This is a genomic window from Sulfurimonas sp. NWX79 (assembly GCF_039667035.1).
In the GTDB taxonomy this organism is placed as follows: domain Bacteria; phylum Campylobacterota; class Campylobacteria; order Campylobacterales; family Sulfurimonadaceae; genus Sulfurimonas; species Sulfurimonas indica.
In genome coordinates, this window is sequence record NZ_JALCZL010000006.1 from 71,857 (window position 1) to 96,316 (window position 24,460).

The window sequence follows — 24,460 nt, forward strand, 5'->3', positions numbered from 1 at the left end:
GAAATATAGACTTCTACAAGAAGTTCTAATATCATCTATAAGGTTTTTAATGAATACAGAAGCATCAAAAAAAGCGTTTAATGAAGCACAGGAATTGATTCCGGGGGGTGTTGATTCACCGGTTCGTGCATTTAAAAGTGTAGGGGGAACACCTATTTTTATCGCAGCAGGTGAAGGTGGATATCTTCAAGATATTGATGGAAACAAATATGTGGACTTCGTACAGTCTTGGGGACCGCTTATCTTTGGGCATCGTGATGAGACGATTGAAAATGCTGTTATAGATGCTGTGAAGCATGGTTTGAGTTTTGGAGCACCGACATTAGCAGAGACCGAGCTTGCAAAGCTCGTAGTTGATCTGTTCGATTCAATTGACAAAGTTCGTTTTGTAAGTAGTGGAACAGAGGCTGTAATGAGTGCTATTCGTCTTGCTCGTGGATTTACAGGACGTGATGATATTGTAAAGTTTACGGGGTGTTATCACGGACACTCTGATTCGCTTTTAGTTGAAGCCGGAAGTGGTGCTGCAACATTTGGAAACCCAAGTAGTCCAGGTGTGCCGGCTGACTTTACAAAACATACACTCTTGGCAGAGTATAACAACATTGAAAGCGTGAAGCAGTGTTTTGCAGACTCAAACGATATCGCTTGTGTAATCATCGAGCCGATTGCCGGTAATATGGGACTGGTACCTGCAGATAAAGAGTTCTTACATGAGCTGCGTGAGCTTTGTGATGCCAATGGAGCACTGCTTATCTTTGATGAGGTGATGAGTGGTTTTCGTGCAACACTGCATGGGGCTGAGAGTATTACGGGTGTAAAACCTGACCTTGTAACGCTTGGCAAAGTTATTGGTGGCGGTATGCCGGTTGGTGCTTTTGGAGGTCGTCGTGACATCATGGCAAAACTCTCTCCTGAAGGTCCGGTTTATCAAGCAGGAACACTCTCTGGAAATCCAGTTGCAATGGCAGCAGGATATGCAGCACTGACAAAGCTCAAGCAGAATGCAAAAATCATCGATGTTTTAAACACTCGTGCAAAGAGACTTGTAGAAGGTATGCGTGAGGCTGCAGGTGAGCATGGTATTGCAATGCAGATAGATACACGTGGGTCTATGTTTGGGTTTTTCTTCAATGAAAATCCGGTCAAAAACTTTCATGATGCAACAACATGTGATGCAGAACTATTTGCGAAGTTTCATGCAGGAATGCTTGATGAAGGTTTCTACTTCGCCTGCTCACTTTATGAGACAGGTTTCATCTCAACTGCTACAACAGATACTATGATTGAAGATACTATTGAAGCAAGTAAGCGAGTATTTAAGGCAATAACAAATGGCTGAGAATGAACAAGAGGAACACAAGCCTCGTGTAAAACCTATTATAGAAGCAGCAGACAGCCTCTCTTTAGGAATCTCCATGGTTGTTGCTGTCATCATTGGTGTTGGAATAGGGTGGCTTTTAAAAAATGTTACAGGTGTAGCGTGGACTTTTTGGATAGGTGTATTCATTGGAATTGCAGCAGCGATTTTAAATGTTTACAAGGCCTACTCAAAGCAGTACAAAGAGTTCGAGGAGCTCTCCAAGCAGCCTCGTTATGCTATCAAGAAAAAGATAGATGATGATGAAGATGATGATGAGGATTATGGTGAAAAAAGCTATTAGTCTATTTGTAATTCTTCAGGCTGTCATCTTGATCTCTTACTTTTTTTCATCAAAAGTATTTGCTAATGTTGAGACAGCCTTTTTATCTGCACTTTTTATCATCATAGGCGCTTCGTATGCTTACAAAAGAATGGTTTTGGCAAAAGTAGAATCTGGTGAGTATGTAGAGGAGAGAGATCTCCTTGACAAAATAGAAGACCCTCATGAACTGTATGATGATATAGAGATAAATGATGCTCCACCAGAAGAGTTAAACCTTAAAGAGATAGTCAAAGAAGAAAAAGCAAAAGTCAAACCGCTCAATGTGAAAAATATGAAGTATGGTGTAAAGGGTGGGATTTCACTCTTTCGACTTGTTCCGTATCTTTTTTTAGTTCTTGGATTTATCGCACTCAAAAACAATAATATTTTGGAGTTATGGTATTATCTGCCATCTCTTTTTATAGGTATTATAGCAGGCTCTTTCATCTCAAAAGAGATTTTTGCTTAAGAAGTTATCATCGGAAGGTTGATGGTAACTTGTTTATCGTTGATATCGATATAGAAGTTACTGTTTTTGGCAAGAATTTCCAGTTCATTTGCTCTGTTTTCATCTGAATGCTCTGCTTTTACAGCAATAGAGAAGATACTGTATTTTTTATCTTCAAATTTAATATGCTCCCCAATTCTGAAAAATACTCTTGTTAGTATCGTATCATTGGCTTTAAAGTACTCATAAATTTTATTAAGCAGTTTTATGAGATTGTTCGAGTTTACAATAACATCAGGAATGGTCGGGTCAAAATCTTTTTTAAATAAAATATCAGAGTTGATGGAGTTTGTAGCAATACAAAGATCGATGATAGTAAAGATATTTGTAAGTTCACCATTTGGTTTTGTAGTATTGAGTTTGTATGATGGAGCCTGATAGAGCTTTATTCCGATCTGTTCTTCATCTTCGTAGCCGACAGTAAGACCAAAGAATTTGTAACGGCCATACTCTAGTTCAATAAATGTTGTCTTAAAACCAAAGTTGATACTTGCATAGGTTTTTGCTAGTTCAAAGAGTTCATGTGCAGTAGTGGAGCCTAGTAAGAATTGTGCTTCAGAGTTAAGTGAAACTATCTTTCCGTTACTGTTAAAGAGTATGAAAGGGTTGTAGTCATACTCTATCCACTGCTGCTCTAGTGTCATTTGCGTTTACTCTTCTATATAGTTTTTCAGTCTACGACCAACTTTAGGGTGCTTGAGCTTTTTAATCGCAGATGATTCAATCTGACGAACTCTCTCACGTGTAACGCTGAGCTCTTTACCAATCTCTTCTAAGGTTCTGTCACTCTCATCATCCATAATTCCAAAGCGGAGTTTGATAACGGCTTTTTCACGCTCATTGAGTTGCTCTAAGACCTGTTCAATTTGGATGCGTAGGTCATCTTTAAGAATTGCATCTGATGGAGAGAGTGAAGTTTTATCTTCGATAAAATCACCAAAACGACCATCTTCCTCACTACCGATAGGTGCTTCAAGAGAAATCGGCTCTTTTGTTATTTTGATAACGTTCTTAACTTTTTCAACTGAGAGACCGACCTCCTGTGCAATTGTTTCAACATCCGGCTCTTTACCATGCTCTTGGAGGTGTTTACGCATGATTTTATTGATACGGTTAATTGTCTCAATCATATGAATAGGAATACGAATCGTACGAGCCTGGTCAGCAATAGCACGACTGATAGCCTGACGAATCCACCATGTAGCGTAAGTTGAGAACTTATATCCTTTTTGGTATTCAAATTTATCAACAGCTTTCATCAGACCGATGTTTCCTTCTTGGATTAGGTCAAGGAAAGGAAGCCCACGGTTTGTGTAACGTTTTGCGATAGATACAACAAGACGCAGGTTAGATTTTGCCATCTTTGTTTTAGAGATTTCAGAGATATTCTTTCCACGCTTAATCTGTTCTAAAATATCAGCAAGTTTTTCAGGTTCCATATCAAAAGAGTTTTTTGATGCCTCTTTTGTCTGAACAAGTTTTTTAATCTCCATATATGTTGAAACCATTGTCGCTTCTGGAACCATATTTGCGATATCTTCTTTTGTAAGGTCCTGAATCTTCTCAACAAGTACTTTATGGTTTGCTTTGAGTGTTGCATTAAAGAGTGGAAGTTTGTACTCAAGACGTTTTAGCTCTTTGTCATATCCTTCATCAGATTTGAGTGCAGTCTCCATAGCTTTTACAAGTTCATTGATAAGCTTTGAAGTTGGACCCAAATCAAGAAGCTTCTCTTTTAAAACAGCTTTTTTGTATGTTACAGTTAAGTAGTAGTGTACTATCTCTTCTGTAAGCTCTTGGCTGTCAAGATTTTCAGGAGCTTTATCAAGTGCTTTCATCCAATCTTTTTTAGCTTTTTCAAGGGCTTTGAAGCTTGTTGTGACTTTTTCTACTCTGCTTTTGTCTTTTGCAGAGAGTGCTTTTTCTTCACCATCATCACTATCATCACCGTCATCATCATCTTTTTCGTCTTCAAATGATTTAAAAAGCTCTTTAACACGTCTTTCACGGTTGATAAGCGGCTCTTTATAGTCTAAGATAAAATCAATGAGATACGGAACAGAACAGATAGCATCAATGATAATGCTCTCACCGGCTTCAATCTTTTTAGAGATCTCAATCTCTTCTTCTTTTGTAAGCAGTGGAATTTGCCCCATCTCACGCAGGTACATACGAACAGGAGAGTCTGAACGAGACCACTCAAGAAGTTCATGCTCTTTTAAGATGTCAAACTTGTCCGTTTCATTGTCTTCAAGCATCTTTCTCTGTGCATCACGACGAGCTTCTGCTTCTTGATCGTTGAGTTTTTTTGCATGTTCACTTGCTGTATAGAGACATTTATTGTATTTATTTGCAAGTTTTAAAATATTTTTTGCCTGTGCGGCTGTAGGTTGCTTTTCAAAAAGGTCAATGATTGATTCATAAGTGACACAATCTTTTGACTTATGTTCCTGGAAAAAGGTCTCCAGGGCTTTGTTGAGTTCTTTTGCTGTCATATCGGAGGTTGCTCCATTGCTTTTAAGGTTTTTAAAAGGTGGATTATACCGAAATTATCTTAAAAAGCTCTTGTTTTTATTTTATATGATGTTATCTATAAAGTTATATGTTGGCTCTTGCTTAACTGGAACACCCTTTGCTTTTAGTCTTGAAAATAATGCAAAACAGAGGTGATAGATGCAAACAGGCTATTATAGTTCTGCTGCTGGAATGGTGACTCAGTTTAACAGACTTGACACCATTGCGAACAATCTGGCAAATGTAAATACAAACGGTTATAAAGAAGATAATCTCATTATTGGTGATTTTATGCGTCTTTATCAACAAAAAAGAGATGAACTGCCAAATGAGAACAATACAAAAGAGGCTGCAAAGTTTTTAAACAGGACTATGACAAAAGCTCCTCAGGTTGTAGATGAGTATACAAACTTTTCAGTCGGTAATCTGCAAAAGACTTCAAATCCTCTCGATGTGGCACTCTCACGTGAGAATCTTTTTTTCGCTGTAAAAACTCCAGAAGGTGTCCGTCTGACACGTGATGGTTCCTTTTCACTGGATGATGAAGGAAAACTTGTTACAAAGCAAGGATACGAAGTCCTTGGCGATGATTACTTTAAAAGTAAAGAGGGTATCAGTTTCTCTACAGTTGACAGTGTGATAGATATTGACAAGAATGGTCAGATTTATACAAATGTACCGGGTTCCGTAACACTTACACAGAATAAAAAACTCTTTATAGCCAATGTGGATAATCTTCGTTATCTCAAAAAAGAGGGAGATAATCTCTACAGACTGGATGATATGAAGCGTTTGGAGATAAGCGAAGAGAGTGGTGCTGTTAACCAAGGCTTTTTGGAGAAGAGCAATGTCAATGCTGTAAAGATGATGACACAGCTCATAGAGACAAACAGACTTGTTGGTATGTATCAAAAAGCGATGGATACACAGATGAATGAGATGAACAGAGATGCAATTGAAAAAATTGCTAAAAAAGCATAAAGTAAAGGGAGAATAACAAAGCCATGATGCAATCACTATATACTGCTTCAACAGGAATGTTGGGAATGCAGACACAGATCGATACAACAGCTAATAATATCGCCAATGTAAATACTATCGGGTTTAAAAAAGGACGTGCAGAGTTCGCAGACTTAATGTACCATGTAATGGAATATGCAGGGACTTCTACAAGTGATACTACAAAGTCTCCAACAGGAATCGAAGTAGGGCTTGGTGTACGTTCAACTGCTATCAATAAAATCTTTTCAGAAGGAAGTCTGAAGCAGACGGATAATCAGCTTGACATTGCCATTACCGGACGTGGTTTTTTCAAGCTTGAACTTCCTGATGGAACAGAAGTCTATACAAAAAATGGTGCTTTTAAACTCGATCAAGACGGTGCAATAGTAAATAGTGACGGCTATTATCTCATCCCTCAAATCGTTGTTCCACCTGATGCAACAAGTATCAGTATCGGTACAGATGGGACAGTTACTGTTGTCCAACCCGGTCAAACACAAGCCACTCAAATCGGTCAGATTCAGACAACAAACTTTATCAATCCTGCAGGATTGCACTCTATGGGAGATAATATTTACCTAGAGACGGATGCTTCAGGACAGCCAGTTGAGAGTATTCCAGGTGTTGACGGACTCGGAACATTGCGTCAGGGTTTTGTTGAACTCTCTAATGTGGAACTTGTTGTTGAACTTACAGACCTGATCACTGGACAACGTGCATATGATGCCAACTCAAAAATCATTACAACAAGTGATGAAATGCTTCAAACGACAAATAATCTGAAGCGATAAGCTTCCTACTTAATCTCTCTGAATACAAGTTTGTCATTAATAATTTCAAACTTGATATCAGGGTCTCTTATGATCTTCTTACTCTCTTTTACCGTATGGTTTTTATAATAAAAATAATTTTTATCTTTGTCATATTTCTGTGAGCGCAGTGTAAACTCTATCTTATGGTCATTTCGCTTGACAACATGTTTTATGATTGGTTTTCCGTATTTTAGATCAACTGCAAATTCATAGGCCTCTCTATATTTGTAATGTTCATGTTTTGTAAGATATTTTACAAGTTGATGCAAGGAGAGCTCTGTAGGGTAGTTTTTTCTGGAGATACAACGCACATAGGTCTTCCCGTTTTTATCATACCAGCCACTTTTGTCTTTGTTTATATAGACATATTTTGCAAATTGCGGATGCTGTTTGTCAATAGTTGATGACCAGTAAATCGTTCCAGAATAGTCCAGATAGCTGTTGTATTTTCGCAGTTCAAGCAACTCCTGCTCGGTTGGCAGGCGAAACTCATTTAATGTGATATCTCGATTTACAAAGACAGAGAGTTTTTTACAGTATTTTTCAGCACTTTTCCAATTCATTTGTGATTGTTTGTTCTTTACCATATCTTGCCAAAAAGCACCGTTTATATATTTTACACTTTTTATCTCATGCCAATAAATATAGCCTTGAGAGATGTTCTTCTTGCGCTTAAGAGCGATGCTCAGGTGTCTGTCTTCTTTCAGCGTTATCCACCCTTTATGAGTATAGTGCTTTGGTGCCGTGAGCTCTATGTGATATTTTCCAGCTTTAAGCCAAATACCATTTTTATATTTTGGTTTAATGTTGAGAATACGGATACGTGTTGCATTTGGAGATTCTATGAAAAGTTGAAATTCACTTCGCTCTTTTTCAAGTTTACTATGCTCTATATTCCCTTTTGATGTTTTGGCAATACCGTTTTGAAGCCCATAAACTTTGACTCTCTCTCCTTTTTTAAATGGATTTTGGTCAGTAGTTACAAACATATATGTAAAAGGAGGCTCTTTAATGGGTTTTCCTTCTATTATGATGGAAGCTGGCTTTTGTGATAGTACACAAGCGGAGAAATAAAGTATAAAAAGAGTAAAAAAAATTGTTTTTATCAATTGAAAACTTTCATTATAATTATTTTTTAAGGCTGATTATAACACATCTTATGATATTATATGAAAAATTTTAAATATTTTGATAGGGACAACAAAAAAAGATGTTGCAGTTTTACAATAATCTCAGTATCGCAAAAAAGCTCAATTTTATGAACCTTTCTGCAGCAATTATTGCAGGGGTTATCGCAATCATCTTTATTGTTCTTTATCAATATATCGATGGCACAAAAATTGTCAAATATCAAAATCGAACATTTGCCAAAGTCCTGGCAAAAAACATTGTTCCGGCAATGTTGTTTAAAGACACAAAAAACATTCAAGACTCCCTCTCTTCACTGAAACATGCCAAAAACATACTCGAAGCGTATGCTTTGGGAAAAAACGGAGAGCTGCTTGGTATGTATGTCAAGAGTGAGCCATACAAAGAAAACAAACTGATTAAAACTCTTAAGCTTCAAGAAAAACAGTTCTGGAAAGGTTTGGAACTATACACAGTAATGCCGGTGATTGCCGATGAGAAAACGATTGGTTATCTTGTCCTTATACACTCTATGGATAAATTCATTGAACATCTTTTAACACAGACTTTTGTCATCACATTGATTATTATTATTGCGATTCTTCTTACTTCACGCTATTATAAAATACTAAGTCGTAAAATACTTATTCCGGTTTCCGAACTTAATAAAAGCACAACAAAAATCATTAATACAAAAATGCTTGACACACATGTAAAGGTTTACAATAGCGATGAGATAGGTGAACTTGCCAAAAATTTCAATATGATGATGTCTGAGCTCTCGAACTATCAAAAAGAGCTAACAAAGCAAAAAGACCTGCTTTCATATAAAGCGAACCATGATGAACTCACCGACCTGCCAAATAGAGCACTATTTAATGACAGACTGAGTGTAGCGATGAAAAAGGCGGATAGAAATGAGAATGCCATTGCAGTCTTTTTCCTGGATATCGACTTTTTTAAACAGATCAATGATCAATATGGTCATGATGTAGGTGATGCGATTTTAAAACGTTTTGCAGAGCGTCTGCAAGAGTGTCTGCGTGCTGCTGATACTTTGGCACGCATAGGTGGTGATGAGTTTATGATTATCTTAGAAGAGAACAAAGAACTGACAACTTCTAAAACTGTTGCCCACAAAATCATTACTGCAATGCAAGAGCCTATAGAGCTCGGAGAATCTTCACTGAGTATCAGTACAAGTATTGGTATCGCTATCTACCCTAAAGATGCAAAAGATGCTGAGGAGTTGATAAAAAATGCTGATATGGCAATGTACAGAGCCAAAGAAGTAGGCCGCAATAATTTTAAATTTTTCAGTGAGAATTAAAGGCTTTATAAAACTACAATCACTTTTTGGATATAATCGCAAAATTATTTAGTAAAACATTAGGATTTTATATGCAAAAAGCAAACATAAACGGTAAAGTTTGGAGATTTGGAAAAGACATCGACACAGACTTAATCATAGCTGCACGTTACTTAAATACTTCGGTTCCGGAGGAGTTAGCAAAACATGTTATGGAAGATGCCGACCCAGAGTTTGTAAACAAGATGACTCCAGGTGATATTATCGTTGCTGATGAGAACTTTGGTTGTGGTTCAAGCCGTGAACATGCACCAATCGCTCTTAAGGCTGCGGGTGTTGCAGCAATTGTTGCACCGACATTTGCACGAATTTTTTATAGAAATGCTTTCAATATGGGACTGCCTATTTTTGAGCTTAAAGAGGCAAGTGAAATTAAAGAGGGCGATGAGATCAGCATCGATATGAATGCGGGAACAATTACAAATAAAACAACGGGTAAAACATATAATTTTACTCCGATTCCTGAATTTATGCAGGAACTGATAGATGCAGGCGGACTTATGAACTTTGCACAAAATGAGATAGAAGGTAAAAAATAGATGAAATCATATAAAATAGCACTTATTAAAGGGGACGGAATTGGTCCTGAGATTATTGATGAAGCAGTGAAAGTACTTGATGCGGTAGCTTCATACAGTGGTTTTCATTTTAATTATGAAGAGTTACTGATGGGTGGAATCGCTTACGATATCACAGGTGATCCATTGCCACAAGAGACAATCTCTGGTTCATTAAACTCTGATGCTGTACTTTTTGGAGCTATCGGTGGAGAAAAGTGGGATAATCTTCCACGTGAAAAGCGTCCTGAAAGCGGACTTTTACGTTTTAGAAAAGAGCTTGGTGTTTATGCAAATCTACGTCCTGCTGTGGTTTATGATGAACTTGCAAATGCATCGTCACTCAAGCCTGAAATCGTTAAAGGTGTTGATTTAATGGTAGTGCGTGAGCTTATCGGTGGGATCTATTTTGGTGAGCCAAAAGGCCGTACTGAAGATAAAGGCTGGAATACAATGGTTTACACTCGTGAAGAGATTATTCGTATTGCACATCAGGCGTTTAAAATTGCGATGACTCGTAACAAACGTGTTTGCTCTATTGACAAGGCGAATGTTCTTGATGTTTCGCAACTGTGGCGTGAGACTGTTGAGGAGGTAGCCAAAGAGTACCCAGAAGTTGAACTTTCACATATGTATGTAGATAATGCTGCAATGCAGTTGATTCGTGACCCAAAACAGTTTGATGTAATGCTTACTGGAAATATCTTTGGAGATATCTTAAGCGATGAGGCTTCTATGCTTTCCGGTTCTATCGGTCTTTTACCATCAGCTTCTGTCGGTGCTAAAATCGGTGTTTATGAGCCGATTCATGGTTCAGCTCCTGATATTGCTGGTCAAGGGATTGCAAACCCGATTGCTACTATCTCTTCAGCTTCTATGATGCTTCGTTATGCACTTGGTGAAAATGATGCGGCAGATAAGATTGATGCAGCGATTAAACGTGCTCTTAGTGAAGGGTATAGAACTCAGGACTTGGCACAGTTTGATGCTAAAGAGATTTGCTCAACAAGTGAAATGGGTTCAATTATTGCAAACTACATAGAGAAGTAGAAGGCTTTTTTAATGCAGACACTCACTTTGGCAAACATCTATGAACTGCAAGGTTTAAAAGAAGAAGCATTAGAGATTTATAAGGAGATCTTGAAAAAAGACCCAAATAACTCTGATGCAAAGATTGCCATAAGAAGATTGTCTGGTATGCGCAAAAAATTCTTACGGGTTAACACTCAGATGAAAGAGTTCTTTGTCAAGATGGATACAGATGTAGAGTTTAAAGAGTTTGAAAGGTGGTTACTAAAAGCATGGAATTAAAAGATGTAATACTCTCAACATTAGCTGAGATGGAAGATGACACCCAAAATACGCAGCAGCCCTCTGCCGAAGAAATTAAAGATACATTTGTACCAAAACAAGAAGAGTCTCTTATAAAAGAAGAGAGTGTGAGCCCGTCAAACATAGAGAGTGAACTTATCTATCTCAATTCTATACGGGAACGTCTTTTAGTGCTTTTTGAAGGTTTTCAGGCACCAAATAATGTCAATATTGAAGCAAAGATAGATATGACACTTAACTTTTTAGAATATACACTTGCAACGATTGATGCAAGAGTTGAAAAGTTAGAAAAAGGAAATATATAGTGAGTCAATACCGTGTTTTAATAGATGCAAATGATGAAAAAGGTTTGGTTCATAAGATTTCAAGTGTTTTTTATAACTATGACCTCAATATCCTCTCAAACAGCGAATTTGTTGATAAAGAGAGCAATAAATTTTTTATGCGTTCTGTTGTTGATGGCAATGTAGACAAAAATGAGCTGACAGCCGCGATTCGTGATGTTTTGCCAATAAGTTCGAGTATAAAAGTCATTGAACCGAAAAAGAAAAATATTATTCTTATGGTGACAAAAGAGCTGCATGCACTTGGTGATATCCTTATCCGCCATGAAGCAGGGGAATTGGATGCAAATATTTTAGCTGTAGTATCGAACTATGACAAGCTTGAGTCCTTAGTGAAAAAGTTTGATATCCCTTACATTACAATCTCACATGAAGGCTTGGAACGTGCTGAGCATGAGAGCAAAATTATAGAGTGTATTAACGGTTTTTCTGATGTTGATTATATTGTACTTGCTAAGTATATGCGTATTTTAACACCGCGATTTGTTGAAGAATATGAGGGAAAAATAATCAACATTCATCATTCGTTCTTACCTGCATTTATCGGTGCAAATCCGTATAAACAGGCATATGACAGGGGTGTTAAAATTATCGGGGCAACTGCACACTTTGTTAACAACAATCTTGATGAGGGTCCGATTATCGCACAAGATGTTAAACACATTGACCATGCATACTCTTGGAGAGATATGCAAAGACTCGGACGTGATGTTGAAAAGGTTGTTCTCTCACGTGCACTTAAACTTGCCCTTGAAGACAGAATCTTTGTCTATGCAAACAGAACGGTCATCTTTTAATGTTTAACCTTGTTTTGGTTCATCCAAAAATTCCTAACAATACGGGAGCAATAGGCAGACTCTGTGTCAATGCCGGAGCTTCACTACATCTTATCAAACCGATTGGTTTTGATATCGATGAAAAAGCTGTTCGCCGTGCGGGACTTGACTACTGGGATAAGCTTGATTTACATGTATGGGAATCTTTGGATGAGTTTTTTGAAAAAAATGAGATAACAGATAATGCCTATTTTGCAACGACAAAAACAGATAGACCTTATTTTGATGCTGCATTTAAAGAGGGTGATTTTATCTTCTTTGGCAGTGAAACAGCAGGTATCCCTGAAGAGATTTTAAATCGATACAAATCGCAAAATATTACCATTCCAATGACAAAAGACGGTAGAAGTCTAAACTTGGCAATATCTACAGGTATTGTACTCTATGATGCTATCCGTCAAAATTACACTACATTTAAGAAGGCATAATAATGAACTCATTTGTTGATACGATAATGCTTATACTTTTTTTCTTATTTATGATCTTTATCTTCGGTGGATATCACAAGACAAAATCAGCCGAGCGTGAGGCAGAACGGGAAAAAGAAGAGAATCGTAAAAAAGAACAGGATTCTTAAAAAAGTTTTTCTGCCCATAACTCCATTTTACTTTCAAATCTTTCAAAGAGTGTTTCTGCATTTTTAATAATAAGTGACATTTTGTATCCTTTATTCTTTGTAATTGTAAAAATATTACATAAAAACAGATTTTTTTGAAAAAATATGACAAATTGTCAAATAATTATTGATTTTCTTTCAAAATTTAACTATACTTTGATATATTTACTGAAAAAAGGGGTCAAAATGAATAGTTTTTCAGATATTGTTGAAGAGATTAAAAGTATCATCTCTCCTGAGTTTGCGCCAAAAAAAGTTTTTGACAAAGATGTAGCAGAGGTTCTTGGCATCTCACAAATGAATTTTGCAACAATGAAAAAACGTAATAAAATACCTTTTACAGAGTTGCTTGATTTTTGTGCCAAGAGAAGCATATCTATTAACTGGATGCTTTATGGACAGTCACCTGAGAGTTTGGTAGAAGCTACAAATAACTATATGATAAGATATTTCAGCGATATCAATGCAAGTGCTGGTGGTGGAGCTGATAGTGAGTTTGAAGCCATAGAAGAGCTGGAAATTCCTGAACAGTTTGTATTTATGCTTGGAGGAGAGCGTGAGCTTAAAAATATTGAAGCGATTAATGTCTCTGGGGACTCAATGGAGCCTACTTTTAGTTATAATGACATTGTATTTATAAACAGAGCAAAAACTGATCTAAATCGTGGTGGTATTTTTACCATTCGAACAGAAGCCGGACTCTTCATCAAACGTGTACAAAAAAGAATGGACGGAATGATAGATGTTATCTCTGATAACTCTGTCTATCCTACACAGGTGTTAAATCCGAATGAAATAGAAGTGATTGGCAGAGTCATCAGTAGATTTGGGGATGTTGATTAAAGGGAAAGATTGAAGTATATCTATTTTATTGGTTTAGCACTCCTTTTTGTAGCATGTACATCTAAAAGTGAACCAAAACCTGATGAGAACCTCACACAGGAAGTAAAACAGGAAGTGTTGGAAGATTTACTCTCTGTAGATCAGAATATCTCAAGCTATGTAAATGGCTTAGATGCGCACTATATCGCAAAACTTGAAGATTATGAAGCATCTTATTTTAAGCCATGGAATATTGATAAAATCGATATCTCTGTTCATGAAGCGATGTGGGCATACCGTGCTTTTAGAATTGACAACAGTTACGGAGAAAACCTGCAGCCATTAGAGGCCTCTTTTTTCAAAGATATCTATGCACGATCCAATTTTAAAGATTTTGCAAAACTCAATAAACCTGCCATTACACTCAAAGCTCTTGATATCCGAGCATTTCCAAGTGAGAAGCCACTCTTGATGGACCCCAAAAAAGCAGGGGAGGGTTTTCCGTTTGATTATCTGCAAAACTCCAGTATAGCTCCCAACAAACCTGTTTTGGTTTCACACTATTCACGAGATAAGGAGTGGGTTTTTATACAGGCTAGTTTTGCATATGGTTGGGTAAAAGCACGTGATATAGTCTTTATCCCAAAAAAATATGCAAAACTCTATCAGGCTGCACAAAAAGAGTTTTTTATAAAAGAGGGAGCAGCTGTTTATGACAGTGAAGGTAATTTTCTTTTTCGTTCGCGTATAGGAATGATGCTTCCAGAAATTGATGATGCATTTTCTGATTATAAACTTTTAACTGTTTCGAACTATAAAAACAATCAAGCATACTATATAGAGTCAAAGATATCAAAAGAGCTATTGCATAAAGGAGTTTTGAAGTTCAATCCTCCAAATATTACCATGATTTTCAATGAAGTCTCAAAAGTAAAATATGGTTGGGGAGGGATGTATGGTCAACGGGACTGCTCTTCGATACTACGTGATTTTTATGCACCTTTTGGTCTTTGGCTGCCACGAAACTCCTATGAGCAAAGTAAAATAGGCAAAATCATCTCTTTGGAAAATCTAAATGATGAAGAAAAGATTGCAAAGATTAAAGAGAGTGCCATTCCTTTTGAGACACTGCTTTATAAAAAAGGGCACATTCTTCTTTACGTTGGAGTAAAAGAGGGTAAAGTGATTGTTTTTCATAATACATGGGGTGTAAAAACAAAAAAAGATGGAGTAGAAGGGCGTTTTATCGTAGGAAAACCTATCTTTAGTACTTTAGAGCTAGGAAGCAATTTAGAAGATTATGATCCAGATGCTTCCATTCTCCGTAATCTCAAGAGTATGAATATACTCACCCACTAGTTAGGCTTTTATATCTAAGAGTGAGCCAAACATTTCATCTTGAGTTTTGATAGCAGCAACATTTGCTTCTGCTACACCACCGATTGTAATTTGGTCAGGCAGCTCTTTGGCTAAATCTGTCTGGCTTTTTGTAGAACCGTTATCATCGGCTAGTCTCGTTGTTGCACGAACAGAGGTCTTTTCATCAACCATACGTGTATTAGTAGGGATAAAACCGTCTGTATTTACATTGGCAATATTATTTGCATTTGTATTCATAAATACTTGATTTGCCTGTAGGGACGACACATTGTTTGAAATACTCATAGTCAACTCCTCATCTATTTACAATTATAGCATAAATGCTAATGCATTGGAATTGTTGCTTGCGATGCTTGTTGTGACTGCATTTGATTAATGTTCATGTTCATATTTGACATGCCTGCGTTCATATTATTATGTACATTATCTCTTGTAGCCGTTGCTTGTGCATCAGTTAAAGTCATTGCGTATTGTGCAAGTTTTTGTGTTGCTATAAGGTTTTTAGATTGAATTTCTTGCGTCTCTACTATTCTGTCTGCCATGATACCTATCTCTTTTGCCATCAGTAAAATTCTGTCTGCCATAACACCAATATCATCTGAGAGTCTTAAAATTGTTTTTGATGTAGTCTGAATTGTATTGTTGTAACTCTCATTCGCATTATCAGCTTGGTGGGAAGCAAGGTAGGTAACAGTTTTTGCCAAAACTACACTTTGCAAAGAAAGCTCTTCAAGTTTATTAAGTGCTTTTTGTGCATCCCCTTTTGATTCAAAGCTTTCTTTTGTCTGACTCTCTAAAAAGCTAGATATTTTAGCTTCATAAGACTCTAATTTTTTGCTGTATGCTTGTAACTTATTGTCACTTTGTGCCATCTGTTCCATTTTTTCTTTAGAATAGTTGTGAATATCATAAGCATCCTCTACAGCAGTGTTTAAAAATTGTGTATATGTCTCTGCCCCAAAGAGTAGTGAAGAAACCAAAATTGATATGCTAATGAGTTTTTTCATTGTAAGTCCTTTTATTTTTTGTTTGTAGTGAAAGTATTGTATAAAATAGTTAGTAGAGTGTTAGTAGTAAAAAGAGCCACTCACAAAGAGCAGCTCAAAGGTATTAGTGAAGTTCAGCGTTAAGTTTTACTTCTCTTGTGGAACGAGAAGCCGTGATCTCACCTGTTAAAGAGTTTTGTCTGAAGTGAAGACCATTAAGGCCTGCGAGCTGTTTTCCTTTGAAGATTTCACCTTCGATAGACACACCACTGTTTACCTCTTTGATCTTCTCTAGTTCAGCAGAGTAGATACCGATTTTTGTTCCTTCGAGTATTGCAAGACCTGCATCAATGATACATGCATCACCTAAAGGAATACCACATACAGAATTTGCTCCTAATAGGCAGTTCTTACCAACACTGATTGGATTTCCATCAGTTCCAGAAAGTACACCAAGGATTGAAGCACCACCACCAACATCACTACCATCACCAACGATAGCAGATGAAGAGATACGCCCTTCAACCATACTTACACCAGTAGTTCCGGCATTGAAGTTGATGTATGAAGCACCCGGCATTACAGTAGTTCCCGCTGCCAGTTGTGCACCAAAACGAACTTTAGCAGTATCTAAAATACGTGTATTGTCCGCTGGGATGATGTGCTGTAGGAATCTTGGAAATTTATCTACAAAGTCAATATGTGGATACTCACCAGAGAGTTTTAACTCAATCTCAAACTCACGCAGGTAATCAAGCTCAATTGGCTGACCGTTCGACCATGCAACATTTGGTAATGCTCCAAATGCACCGTTTAGGTTGATCTCACGCAGACCAACTTTAGCCTGAGAAATCGCATAAAGTTTAAGATATGTCGCTTCTACAGACTCTAAAGCTGCATCTTCGAAGATGAAACATACTTTGAACTCACCCTCGAATGAACCGTTATTTACGATTTGAGAATAAAGAGCTGATACAACCTGAATATTTTTGTGTGCATCACCGTATGCTTCATCACTGTAAGGAGTAAATGCATTAAGACATGATTTTAAAAACTCTAAGTTGATGTTACAAACAACTTCATTTTGAGAGAAGTCTACCTCTATACCTTGTTCTGCAAGTGCTCTTATGAAAATTGCCGCACTACCAAAGTTCTCATCCCAGTTGATAAGTGGATATGTAGCCTGAAGAGATTTATCTACGTTTAATTGACCTAAATCTACACGACAGATACCAAATGCTAAAGGGTCTTTATAATTTGGTGTATCTGTTTTTATATTTTCTATGAGTGCTTTAAAAGCATCAGTTGTTTGAATGACTTCCATTGAATTCTCGCTTAATTAATTTGTTATGCGAATTATACATAAAAACAACTAATAAAAATTTTACTATACTGTCATTATGAATAAATGGCTGGAACTTTTAAAAAATAACGACTATCTTGGTATTAAAAAATATATTAAAAACGGTGCAGACCTGCAAGAGACAAACGAGGCAGGGGAATCTGTACTTGCATGTGCTTTACGTGCAGGATGCGATGAAGAGGTACTTACTCTGCTTATTGAGAGCGGAGCAGATATCTTTGACTTTGATGATGAGGGTGTGAGTATCTTCGATATGGCGATCACTTATGATAACCGATGGATGGTTGCATATCTGCTTGAAAAAGGCTTGGATGTTAACAAGACAAATAGAAAAAGTGGCTTTACAGCTTTAATGGCTGCTGCATGCTATGGAAGAGTAGAGATAGCAAAGCTCTTGCTTGAAAAAGGTGCAAATCAACATGCTAAAGACACAAAAGGTTTTACAGCTATTGACTTTGCAAGAAAAATGAATAAAAAATCTGTTTTAGAACTTCTTGATTATGATCCTGAAGCTCCACAAAACACAAACTATGCAAGATAGTAGATAAAGCGAAAGCTATTCGAAAAACTTTGCCTGTTTTGAGTTGTCAAGTGGTTTACGTTTCTCTTTTATAAGCCACTCCTGCAGAAGTGATTCTATAACTTTGGAGAGACTCATCTTGTAGCGCTCACGTGAGTATCGCATCGCATCATCCCATGTTTCTCTGTCTATCAGCAGACTTCTTGTTACTTCATCTTTTGGTTTCATTTTTGTCCTTATGATGCTTGCAGAAGCTCTATAAAACTTCTGTAGCTGTCAACTATTTTTTGATTTTTACGATTTTGGATGTAGAATTCTATGGCTTTTTTCCCAAGACGTGGTATTTCATTTTTAACAGCCCAGCTACTTACAGTCCCTTCCGGTACTTCAAGGATTTCTGCGAGTTGCTTTTGTGTGATATCTAGCTCTTTACAGATATCTTTTACAACATTTGATTTACTCTTTTTGGCTTTTTTTATGTTGTTGGCAGCTTTGACTTTTACTTTTGGCTCATTACGTTTCTCTTTAGGAAGTTCACAATGCTTCTCTATCCACTCCAGTACATCAGAAGCACTCAAAACCCAGTCTCTTGTATGTAGACCTCTGACTACATCACGCATAAACTGCTCGGCATATTTTTCTGCTAACTCTTGAGAGCTGAGTTGAAAGAGCATAGAAAAAGCCAGTTGATTAGACCCAAGAGAGCTGTTGCCCCAGTCAAACCCGCTTTTAGAAGTAGGATAGATATCAAAACGTGTTGGAAGTTCAAGTTCACCATAGGTTACAAATTTATTGCCTAAAAGTGTTCTGTGCCCTTTAAAGACATGGTTGTTCATTGCAATTGCCATGAGTTTTCTCGCTTATATTTTAAAAGTATAGTGGTGTTCTTTTTCATTGTTTAGATCTTCTTTTGGAGGAAGGTAAACAATACGATAAACAACATATATAAAAGAGATAAGCAATAAAAGTACCAATAACCAAATCAACATGGTAAAATTCCTTGACTTTTGATAGTCTATATATCGACATTATCCATTATTATTTTAAATTATAATCAATTTTTTTATTTTGGAGCTCTTTTTTAAAGAGTTCAAAGTAGTGTTCTATCTCCTCTTTATTCTCTCCGCTAAGAGAGAGCTCTACATTTGGTTTGCCGTCGATAAACATAGGTAAAGATGAGAGCTCAATGTTCTTTGGTAGTTGTTGCATCAAAGAGATGAGTGACTCTTCACTTGTTTTTGCAAAGAGCGTGTATCTATACTTTTTCTTACTGTTTGAGAAGTGTTTTTCTATTGCTTCTGTAATCATTGGATGTGCCATAGACGGAAAACCGGGCACAAAGAAGAAACGTCTATCGAGTGAAAAACCAGACATATTGTTAACTGGATTAAAAAGCAGTTCTACATCCGGCGGTAAATCTGCCATACGGATACGATGTGGGTAGGCACCATCACCAAACTGTTTAATGATATCTTTTTTAAATTTTTCATGCGTGATAAGTGGAGAGTTTCTAAAAACCTTTGCAGCAATCTCACGCGTGAGATCATCAGGTGTTGAGCCTATACCGCCAAAAGAGAACATAACAGCCTCTTTATCCGCTTTTATCATCTCATAGGTTCTTGTAATGAGTTCTACATCATCTTTAATGACAAAAGAGGCAAATAGTTCGTGATTGTATTTTGCAAGTTTATTTTTGACAAATTCAAAGTGTTTGTCCTGCCGTCTACCGTTTAATATCTCTGTTCCGATTATTACTACATAAAAATTCATAGACAAATTATAGTATAATTCTAAAAAATAAATAAAGGTGTAGATATATGTCACACATGAAAAAATTAGAAGATTTGATAGCAAATGGAGTTATTCCTGACATCAATGATCGTTTAGATGAGATCTTTGAAGAGATCGCTGATAATAAAGAAGCAAGCGAAGATGCGAAAGAGGAGATCGAAGAGCTCCGTGAGTTCAAAGCTGATCTTGAAGATGTTTTAGCGGATATAAAAGAGGGTGAGATGGACGAAGAAGAAGCAAAAGAGCTTATCGAAGATATCGAGATGGCACAACGCGGCAGTGATGATGAAGATTTTGGCTTTGTAGAAGAAGATTAATTTAAACTCAAAATACTATAATTGCAAGAAAAAATAGAGGACATTACAATACTATGAGAATTATACTTTTAGGTGCTCCAGGTGCAGGAAAAGGTACACAGGCACAATTTTTGACGAAAAAATACAACATCCCTCAAATCTCTACTGGAGATATGTTAAGAGCGGCTATCAAGGCTGGAACTGAGCTTGGTAAACAGGCAAAAGCTGCAATGGATGCAGGTAAACTGGTAACGGATGAGATTATCATCGGTCTTGTAAAAGATCGTATAGCACAGGATGACTGTAAAAATGGTTACCTTTTAGATGGTTTCCCTCGTACACTGCCACAAGCTGATGCTGTGACAAATGCAGGTATTGAGATTGATGCGGTCATTGAGATTGATGTACCAGATGAAGAGATTGTAAAACGTATGAGCGGTCGTCGTGCACACCTTGCAAGCGGTAGAACATATCACATAGTTTACAATCCGCCAAAAATAGAAGGTAAAGATGATATTACGGGTGAAGATTTAGTTCAACGTGATGACGATAAAGAAGAAGTTGTAAAAGACAGACTTAAAGTCTATCACGAACAAACAGAGCCTTTAATCGACTACTACAAAGCGCAAGCGGCTAAAAATCCAAATATCAAATATATCAGAGTAGATGGTACTGCTGATATCAAAGATGTTGAAGAAGCTATCGTTTCTGGGCTCGAAAAATAGTAAGAAGAAGAGTATTTTTTACTCTTCTTTCGGTCTATAAACCTTCACATTTTCAGCTTCATCTGCATCACGCAGATATTGTGCATGGAGCTGGCTCATAATCCCTTTATCACAGTAGAGTAGATACTCTTTATCTTTTGGTAGTTTTTTAAACTCTTTTTTAAGCTTGTGAAACGGAATTTTAAGTGTTTCACACGGTAGTTCGATACACTCCTCTTCAGGACGGATATCAATGACCGTATAGTTTCCATTTTTGATATCATCTATTACTTCAATCGGTGCTTGATTAGAGATATCTTCTACAATCTCATCAATGCTAAGGTGTTGAGCATCTTTTACAGCTTTGTCTAAAACTTCGTAGTTGAATTTCTGTGCAACTTTCTCCATACGCTTAAATGAACCATGTGTGATAGGGTTTTGAGAAATAACACCACAGTACTCTGGCATATTTTCTGCAAAATGACGTGTGCCTATCTCATTAGCGATGTTGATAATCTCCGGTTTATTAACCGTTGCAAGTGGGCGAAGAACAAGTTTGTTGGTCACTTGGTCTATGAGAGCTAGGTTACGCAGTGTTTGGCTTGAAACCTGTGCAACGCTCTCACCTGTTACAAGTGCATCTATCTCCATTGTATCTGCAATCTTTTCAGAAGCTATAAGCATAAGACGTTTGAGTGTTACACCCATATATGTCGGTGGAGTAGAGCGAAAAATCTCTTCTATGACATCATCAAAAGGAACAGAGATAAATTTTACTTTATGCGATGAACCAAACTTATTCCAGAGATAAAGTGCAACCTGTTTAACACCTATCTCGTGAGCCATACCACCAAGATTAAAGAAGATAAAGTGTGTTTTTATACCACGCTTCATTGTAAGGTAGGAAGCTACCGTAGAGTCAAATCCACCTGACATGAGTGAGAGAATATCTCCCTGTGTACCGATAGGAAAGCCGCTAAGACCTTTGTACTTTGTTGTGATGATATTGAGCTGGTCTTGAATGAGTTCCATCTGCAGCGTGATATCAGGGTTTTTAAGCTGTACACCTTTTGCCTCAGAGTTAGCTAGCAGATGTCCACCAACCGTTCTCTCGATATCGATTGATTTAAATTCATGTTTTCCTGAGCGTTTGACTCTTACAACAAAGGTTTTATCTTTGAGTGAGTCGGCAAAAAGCTCACGTACCTTTGTTTTTATCTTATCAAGACTGTCCATACCGTTGAACTGTAAAACCTCAAGAATCTGTTCAATTCCGGGAGTATTTAAAAGTTTTTCACGTACTTCCGGCAGGAACTCTTTTGGTGTAAAGACCTCTATCTTGTCAGAGTATTTTACTACTTTTATATCTTTGTTTACGCGCTCTAGTATGGTAAGGAGATTGTTATAGAGCTGTCCTGTCATCTGGCGTTTGGCAGAAGAGCCTTTTATCATAATCTCCGGAAAAAGTTTGAGTATAAATTTTTGCAAAAAAGTGCCTTGCTTTATAGTTTTGAGCTGATGAAAGTTTCCATCTCACTTACTATCTCTTCGATAGTTCCCTCACCGGAGATAACTTTTAAGATGCCTTTTTCAGTATAGAAATCACGAATCTCCTGAAGTGGTTCTGTATAGACCTTCATACGGTTGTTAAAGACCTTTTCATCATCATCTGCACCACGTGCGCGTCCAAGAACACGCTCTCTTGCTGTTTCCTCACTCACTCTTACTTCAATGACACTGACAAGCTCTACATCATTATGATTTTGCAGATATTTGTCTAGTTCCATCATCTGCTCTATACTTCGAGGGTATCCATCGATGATAACAACATCTGTCGGTGCAGATTTGATGGCACTGACAATTGTCTCAATTACGATGTTAATAGGAACAATCAAACCTTTAGAGATGTAGCTATCTATCTCCTGACCGCGTTCACTGCCGCTTGCGACTTCAGCGCGGAGCATATCTCCGGTAGAGTAGTGTGAAATGTTGTCATGATTTTTTGCGATAAGTTCTGCGTCGGTAGTTTTACCAGAGCCGGGAGCTCCGATAATTAAAAAGAGTTTTTTACTCATGGTTTACGCTTTTGTCTGCTCACGCAGTCTGATATGAAGGTCACGCAGCTGCTGGTTATCAACCGGTGAAGGTGCATGTGTAAGTACACAAGAAGCTTTTTGTGTTTTAGGGAATGCGATAACATCACGGATGCTTGCTGTTTTAGAGATAAGCATCATAAGTCTGTCAAATCCAAGTGCAAAACCACCGTGTGGAGGCGCACCAAATTTCAGTGCATCAAGTAAGAAACCAAACTTCTCTTGAGCTTCCTCTTCATCGATACCAAGGAGTTTAAATACACTTTCTTGAATATCTTCTTTATGGATACGAATAGACCCACCACCAAGCTCAACACCGTTAAGAACGATATCATAAGCGATAGACTCTATCTCTTCGACATCTTCTTTATCAAGATTTTTTGGCATAGTAAATGGATGGTGCAGTGCTTTTACGCGACCATCTTCAACTTCAAACATTGGAAAATCAACAACCCATACAAACTCGTATGCATCTTTATCAATTAAGTTCATTTTCTCATGCTCTGCGATGAAGATTCTAAAGCGTCCCATATAGTCAAGTACAGTTTTCTTATCACCTGCACCAAAGAAGACTACATCACCTACTTCAAGTTCAGTTCTCTCAATGATGAGTTGGATGTCTTCTTCGCTGAAGAACTTCGTAAGCGGACCTTTGAGACCATCCTCTTTCATCTGGAAGTATCCAAGACCATGCGCACCAAACTTACGTACAAAGTCTTCAAAACCTTTCATCTCACGCTTAGAGAATGCCAAATCAGCACCTGGAACACGTAGCGCTTTAATGCGGTTGATATGTGGGTTTTTAGCGATGTTTGTAAAGATCTCATTGTCACAACGCTCAAAGATATCGATAACATCTACCATCTTAAGGTCATATCTTAAGTCTGGTTTGTCTGAACCATACCACTCCATAGCATCTCTGTAAGAGATACGTTTAAATGGAGGCTTGATGTCTACATCACACGCTTTAAACATTGCTTCAAGAAGGTCCTCTGCTACTTTAATGACATCCTCTTGGTCACAGAAGCTCATCTCAACATCTATCTGAGTAAATTCAGGCTGTCTGTCAGCACGTAGATCTTCATCACGGAAACATTTTGCGATCTGGAAATATCTGTCAAATCCACCAACCATTAAAAGCTGTTTGAAAAGCTGTGGAGATTGTGGCAGTGCATAAAACTCGCCATTATGCACACGTGAAGGTACAAGGTAATCACGTGCTCCCTCTGGAGTAGATTTTGTAAGTATAGGCGTTTCAACTTCTAAGAAACCGTTTGCATCCAAGATGTTTCTAGCTGCGATCGCTGCTTTTGAACGAAGACGGAAAGACTCGTACATTGATGGGTCACGAAGCTCTAAATAACGATACTTCAGTGTTGTCTCTTCACCAACTTTTTTATCACCGATAACAAATGGAAGCGGAGCTGATTTGTTCTCAATGATGAGCTCACGTACAACGATCTCAATAGCACCTGTTTTAAGGCGTGGATTTGTTAAACCTTCTCCACGGAGACGTACTGTCCCTTTTGCTATTAAAACATACTCATCTCTTACACTGTCTGCTACTTTGTGTGCTTCAGGAGAGTCCTCAGGGTCACAAGTAAGCTGGATAAGTCCAGTTTTATCACGTAAATCTATGAAGATAATTCCACCGTGGTCACGATAGCTATTTGCCCAACCAGTCAGAGTTACCTCTGTGCCAACATCTTTTTCACTTAAATCTGTACAGTAATGACTTCTCAAGGTTAAAGTCCTATTTAAAAATTTTTGCGATTATATCCAAGATTTGCTTATAAAATAGT

At 37.4% G+C, this 24,460-nt stretch carries 30 protein-coding genes and 1 pseudogene; 18 read left to right on the plus strand and 13 right to left on the minus strand.

Annotation, left to right across the window (positions count from 1 at the left end; genetic code table 11):
• Positions 1–49: 49 nt before the first annotated feature.
• The 3 genes from hemL to MNY27_RS04275 are packed head-to-tail and all read left to right on the plus strand — an operon-like array spanning position 50 to position 2,154.
• On the plus strand, positions 50–1,342 hold the full coding sequence (gene hemL, locus MNY27_RS04265; RefSeq protein WP_152182946.1) for a glutamate-1-semialdehyde 2,1-aminomutase: 1,293 nt from the start codon (positions 50–52) through the stop codon (positions 1,340–1,342).
• A complete protein-coding gene (locus tag MNY27_RS04270; protein WP_152182945.1) occupies positions 1,335–1,664 on the plus strand; it encodes an AtpZ/AtpI family protein in 330 nt (109 codons plus the stop codon). The genes hemL and MNY27_RS04270 overlap by 8 nt, the downstream gene beginning before the upstream one ends.
• The gene (locus MNY27_RS04275; protein WP_346391914.1) at positions 1,618–2,154 is read left to right on the plus strand and encodes a hypothetical protein; all 537 of its coding nucleotides are present in this window, start codon (positions 1,618–1,620) and stop codon (positions 2,152–2,154) included. Before MNY27_RS04270 ends, MNY27_RS04275 begins: the two co-directional genes overlap by 47 nt.
• On the opposite strand, the gene MNY27_RS04280 is transcribed toward MNY27_RS04275, so the two are convergent.
• Both MNY27_RS04280 and rpoD read right to left on the minus strand, forming a co-directional pair.
• Positions 2,151–2,837 carry a hypothetical protein gene (locus tag MNY27_RS04280; RefSeq protein WP_152182944.1) on the minus strand — a complete coding sequence of 229 codons (687 nt, stop codon included), beginning with the start codon at positions 2,835–2,837 and terminating at the stop codon, positions 2,151–2,153. The genes MNY27_RS04275 and MNY27_RS04280 overlap by 4 nt on opposite strands.
• 6 nt (positions 2,838–2,843) lie before the next feature.
• Positions 2,844–4,700 (minus strand): annotated as a pseudogene (gene rpoD, locus MNY27_RS04285) (RNA polymerase sigma factor RpoD); the annotation flags it as partial.
• 166 nt (positions 4,701–4,866) lie between these two features.
• Here rpoD and MNY27_RS04290 point away from each other — a divergent pair.
• Positions 4,867–5,688: a flagellar hook-basal body protein gene (locus MNY27_RS04290; RefSeq protein ID WP_346391915.1), complete on the plus strand. Its 822-nt coding sequence runs from the start codon at positions 4,867–4,869 to the stop codon at positions 5,686–5,688.
• 23 nt (positions 5,689–5,711) lie between these two features.
• Positions 5,712–6,500, plus strand: coding sequence for a flagellar basal-body rod protein FlgG (gene flgG, locus MNY27_RS04295; RefSeq protein WP_346391916.1), 789 nt, complete (start codon positions 5,712–5,714; stop codon positions 6,498–6,500).
• Positions 6,501–6,505: 5 nt separating this feature from the next.
• On the opposite strand, the gene MNY27_RS04300 is transcribed toward flgG, so the two are convergent.
• Positions 6,506–7,510: a DUF1566 domain-containing protein gene (locus MNY27_RS04300; RefSeq protein ID WP_346391917.1), complete on the minus strand. Its 1,005-nt coding sequence runs from the start codon at positions 7,508–7,510 to the stop codon at positions 6,506–6,508.
• Between the two features lie 221 nt (positions 7,511–7,731).
• On the opposite strand from MNY27_RS04300, the gene MNY27_RS04305 reads away from it, so the two are divergent.
• The 10 genes from MNY27_RS04305 (at position 7,732) to MNY27_RS04350 (ending at position 14,884) form a co-directional block, all read left to right on the plus strand.
• A complete protein-coding gene (locus MNY27_RS04305) occupies positions 7,732–8,979 on the plus strand; it encodes a diguanylate cyclase (RefSeq protein ID WP_346391918.1) in 1,248 nt (415 codons plus the stop codon).
• A 71-nt stretch (positions 8,980–9,050) separates the two neighbouring features.
• Complete coding sequence (locus tag MNY27_RS04310) at positions 9,051–9,557, plus strand: 3-isopropylmalate dehydratase small subunit (protein WP_152182938.1); 507 nt, start codon at positions 9,051–9,053, stop codon at positions 9,555–9,557.
• Complete coding sequence (gene leuB / locus MNY27_RS04315) at positions 9,558–10,625, plus strand: 3-isopropylmalate dehydrogenase (protein WP_346391919.1); 1,068 nt, start codon at positions 9,558–9,560, stop codon at positions 10,623–10,625. It abuts the gene before it with no gap.
• Positions 10,626–10,637: 12 nt separating this feature from the next.
• Positions 10,638–10,886 (plus strand): tetratricopeptide repeat protein, encoded by a 249-nt coding sequence (locus MNY27_RS04320; protein WP_152182936.1) that lies wholly within the window; start codon positions 10,638–10,640, stop codon positions 10,884–10,886.
• Complete coding sequence (locus tag MNY27_RS04325; protein ID WP_152182935.1) at positions 10,877–11,212, plus strand: hypothetical protein; 336 nt, start codon at positions 10,877–10,879, stop codon at positions 11,210–11,212. Before MNY27_RS04320 ends, MNY27_RS04325 begins: the two co-directional genes overlap by 10 nt.
• Complete coding sequence (gene purU / locus MNY27_RS04330) at positions 11,212–12,048, plus strand: formyltetrahydrofolate deformylase (RefSeq protein WP_152182934.1); 837 nt, start codon at positions 11,212–11,214, stop codon at positions 12,046–12,048. The genes MNY27_RS04325 and purU overlap by 1 nt, the downstream gene beginning before the upstream one ends.
• The gene (locus MNY27_RS04335; RefSeq protein ID WP_152182933.1) at positions 12,048–12,515 is read left to right on the plus strand and encodes a tRNA (cytidine(34)-2'-O)-methyltransferase; all 468 of its coding nucleotides are present in this window, start codon (positions 12,048–12,050) and stop codon (positions 12,513–12,515) included. Before purU ends, MNY27_RS04335 begins: the two co-directional genes overlap by 1 nt.
• Positions 12,516–12,517: 2 nt before the next feature.
• Positions 12,518–12,664 (plus strand): hypothetical protein, encoded by a 147-nt coding sequence (locus MNY27_RS04340; RefSeq protein WP_188109404.1) that lies wholly within the window; start codon positions 12,518–12,520, stop codon positions 12,662–12,664.
• 225 nt (positions 12,665–12,889) lie between these two features.
• The gene (locus tag MNY27_RS04345) at positions 12,890–13,546 is read left to right on the plus strand and encodes a LexA family transcriptional regulator (protein WP_152182932.1); all 657 of its coding nucleotides are present in this window, start codon (positions 12,890–12,892) and stop codon (positions 13,544–13,546) included.
• A gap of 9 nt (positions 13,547–13,555) precedes the next feature.
• Positions 13,556–14,884 carry an SH3 domain-containing C40 family peptidase gene (locus MNY27_RS04350; protein WP_152182931.1) on the plus strand — a complete coding sequence of 443 codons (1,329 nt, stop codon included), beginning with the start codon at positions 13,556–13,558 and terminating at the stop codon, positions 14,882–14,884.
• Here MNY27_RS04350 and MNY27_RS04355 read toward each other — a convergent pair whose 3' ends face one another.
• From MNY27_RS04355 to MNY27_RS04365, 3 genes are all read right to left on the minus strand, one after another.
• A complete protein-coding gene (locus MNY27_RS04355; protein WP_152182930.1) occupies positions 14,885–15,190 on the minus strand; it encodes a flagellar basal body protein in 306 nt (101 codons plus the stop codon). It lies immediately after the preceding gene.
• Between the two features lie 38 nt (positions 15,191–15,228).
• Positions 15,229–15,912 carry a hypothetical protein gene (locus MNY27_RS04360; RefSeq protein ID WP_152182929.1) on the minus strand — a complete coding sequence of 228 codons (684 nt, stop codon included), beginning with the start codon at positions 15,910–15,912 and terminating at the stop codon, positions 15,229–15,231.
• A gap of 103 nt (positions 15,913–16,015) precedes the next feature.
• On the minus strand, positions 16,016–17,215 hold the full coding sequence (locus MNY27_RS04365) for a tetrahydrodipicolinate N-succinyltransferase N-terminal domain-containing protein (protein WP_152182928.1): 1,200 nt from the start codon (positions 17,213–17,215) through the stop codon (positions 16,016–16,018).
• Between the two features lie 76 nt (positions 17,216–17,291).
• Between MNY27_RS04365 and MNY27_RS04370 the strand changes: the two genes are divergently transcribed.
• Complete coding sequence (locus MNY27_RS04370; protein WP_152182927.1) at positions 17,292–17,795, plus strand: ankyrin repeat domain-containing protein; 504 nt, start codon at positions 17,292–17,294, stop codon at positions 17,793–17,795.
• A gap of 15 nt (positions 17,796–17,810) precedes the next feature.
• Here the strand turns inward: MNY27_RS04370 and MNY27_RS04375 are convergent, their stop codons facing one another.
• The 4 genes from MNY27_RS04375 to MNY27_RS04390 are packed head-to-tail and all read right to left on the minus strand — an operon-like array spanning position 17,811 to position 19,544.
• Positions 17,811–18,002: a hypothetical protein gene (locus MNY27_RS04375; RefSeq protein WP_152182926.1), complete on the minus strand. Its 192-nt coding sequence runs from the start codon at positions 18,000–18,002 to the stop codon at positions 17,811–17,813.
• Positions 18,003–18,010: 8 nt separating this feature from the next.
• Complete coding sequence (locus tag MNY27_RS04380) at positions 18,011–18,622, minus strand: DUF6166 domain-containing protein (protein ID WP_152182925.1); 612 nt, start codon at positions 18,620–18,622, stop codon at positions 18,011–18,013.
• A 12-nt stretch (positions 18,623–18,634) separates the two neighbouring features.
• Entirely contained in the window at positions 18,635–18,763 is a 129-nt protein-coding gene (locus tag MNY27_RS04385) for a hypothetical protein (RefSeq protein ID WP_281346792.1), read from the minus strand.
• A 49-nt stretch (positions 18,764–18,812) separates the two neighbouring features.
• Positions 18,813–19,544, minus strand: coding sequence for a molybdopterin-binding protein (locus tag MNY27_RS04390; protein WP_346391920.1), 732 nt, complete (start codon positions 19,542–19,544; stop codon positions 18,813–18,815).
• Positions 19,545–19,591: 47 nt separating this feature from the next.
• On the opposite strand from MNY27_RS04390, the gene MNY27_RS04395 reads away from it, so the two are divergent.
• Both MNY27_RS04395 and adk read left to right on the plus strand, forming a co-directional pair.
• Positions 19,592–19,882 (plus strand): hypothetical protein, encoded by a 291-nt coding sequence (locus MNY27_RS04395; RefSeq protein WP_152182923.1) that lies wholly within the window; start codon positions 19,592–19,594, stop codon positions 19,880–19,882.
• A 53-nt stretch (positions 19,883–19,935) separates the two neighbouring features.
• A complete protein-coding gene (gene adk / locus MNY27_RS04400) occupies positions 19,936–20,586 on the plus strand; it encodes an adenylate kinase (protein WP_152182922.1) in 651 nt (216 codons plus the stop codon).
• A gap of 18 nt (positions 20,587–20,604) precedes the next feature.
• Here the strand turns inward: adk and thiI are convergent, their stop codons facing one another.
• The 3 genes from thiI to aspS are packed head-to-tail and all read right to left on the minus strand — an operon-like array spanning position 20,605 to position 24,401.
• Complete coding sequence (gene thiI / locus MNY27_RS04405) at positions 20,605–22,053, minus strand: tRNA uracil 4-sulfurtransferase ThiI (RefSeq protein ID WP_346391921.1); 1,449 nt, start codon at positions 22,051–22,053, stop codon at positions 20,605–20,607.
• A gap of 14 nt (positions 22,054–22,067) precedes the next feature.
• A complete protein-coding gene (locus MNY27_RS04410) occupies positions 22,068–22,640 on the minus strand; it encodes an adenylate kinase (protein ID WP_152182920.1) in 573 nt (190 codons plus the stop codon).
• 3 nt (positions 22,641–22,643) lie between these two features.
• On the minus strand, positions 22,644–24,401 hold the full coding sequence (gene aspS, locus MNY27_RS04415) for an aspartate--tRNA ligase (protein ID WP_152182919.1): 1,758 nt from the start codon (positions 24,399–24,401) through the stop codon (positions 22,644–22,646).
• Between the last annotated feature and the right edge of the window lie 59 nt (positions 24,402–24,460).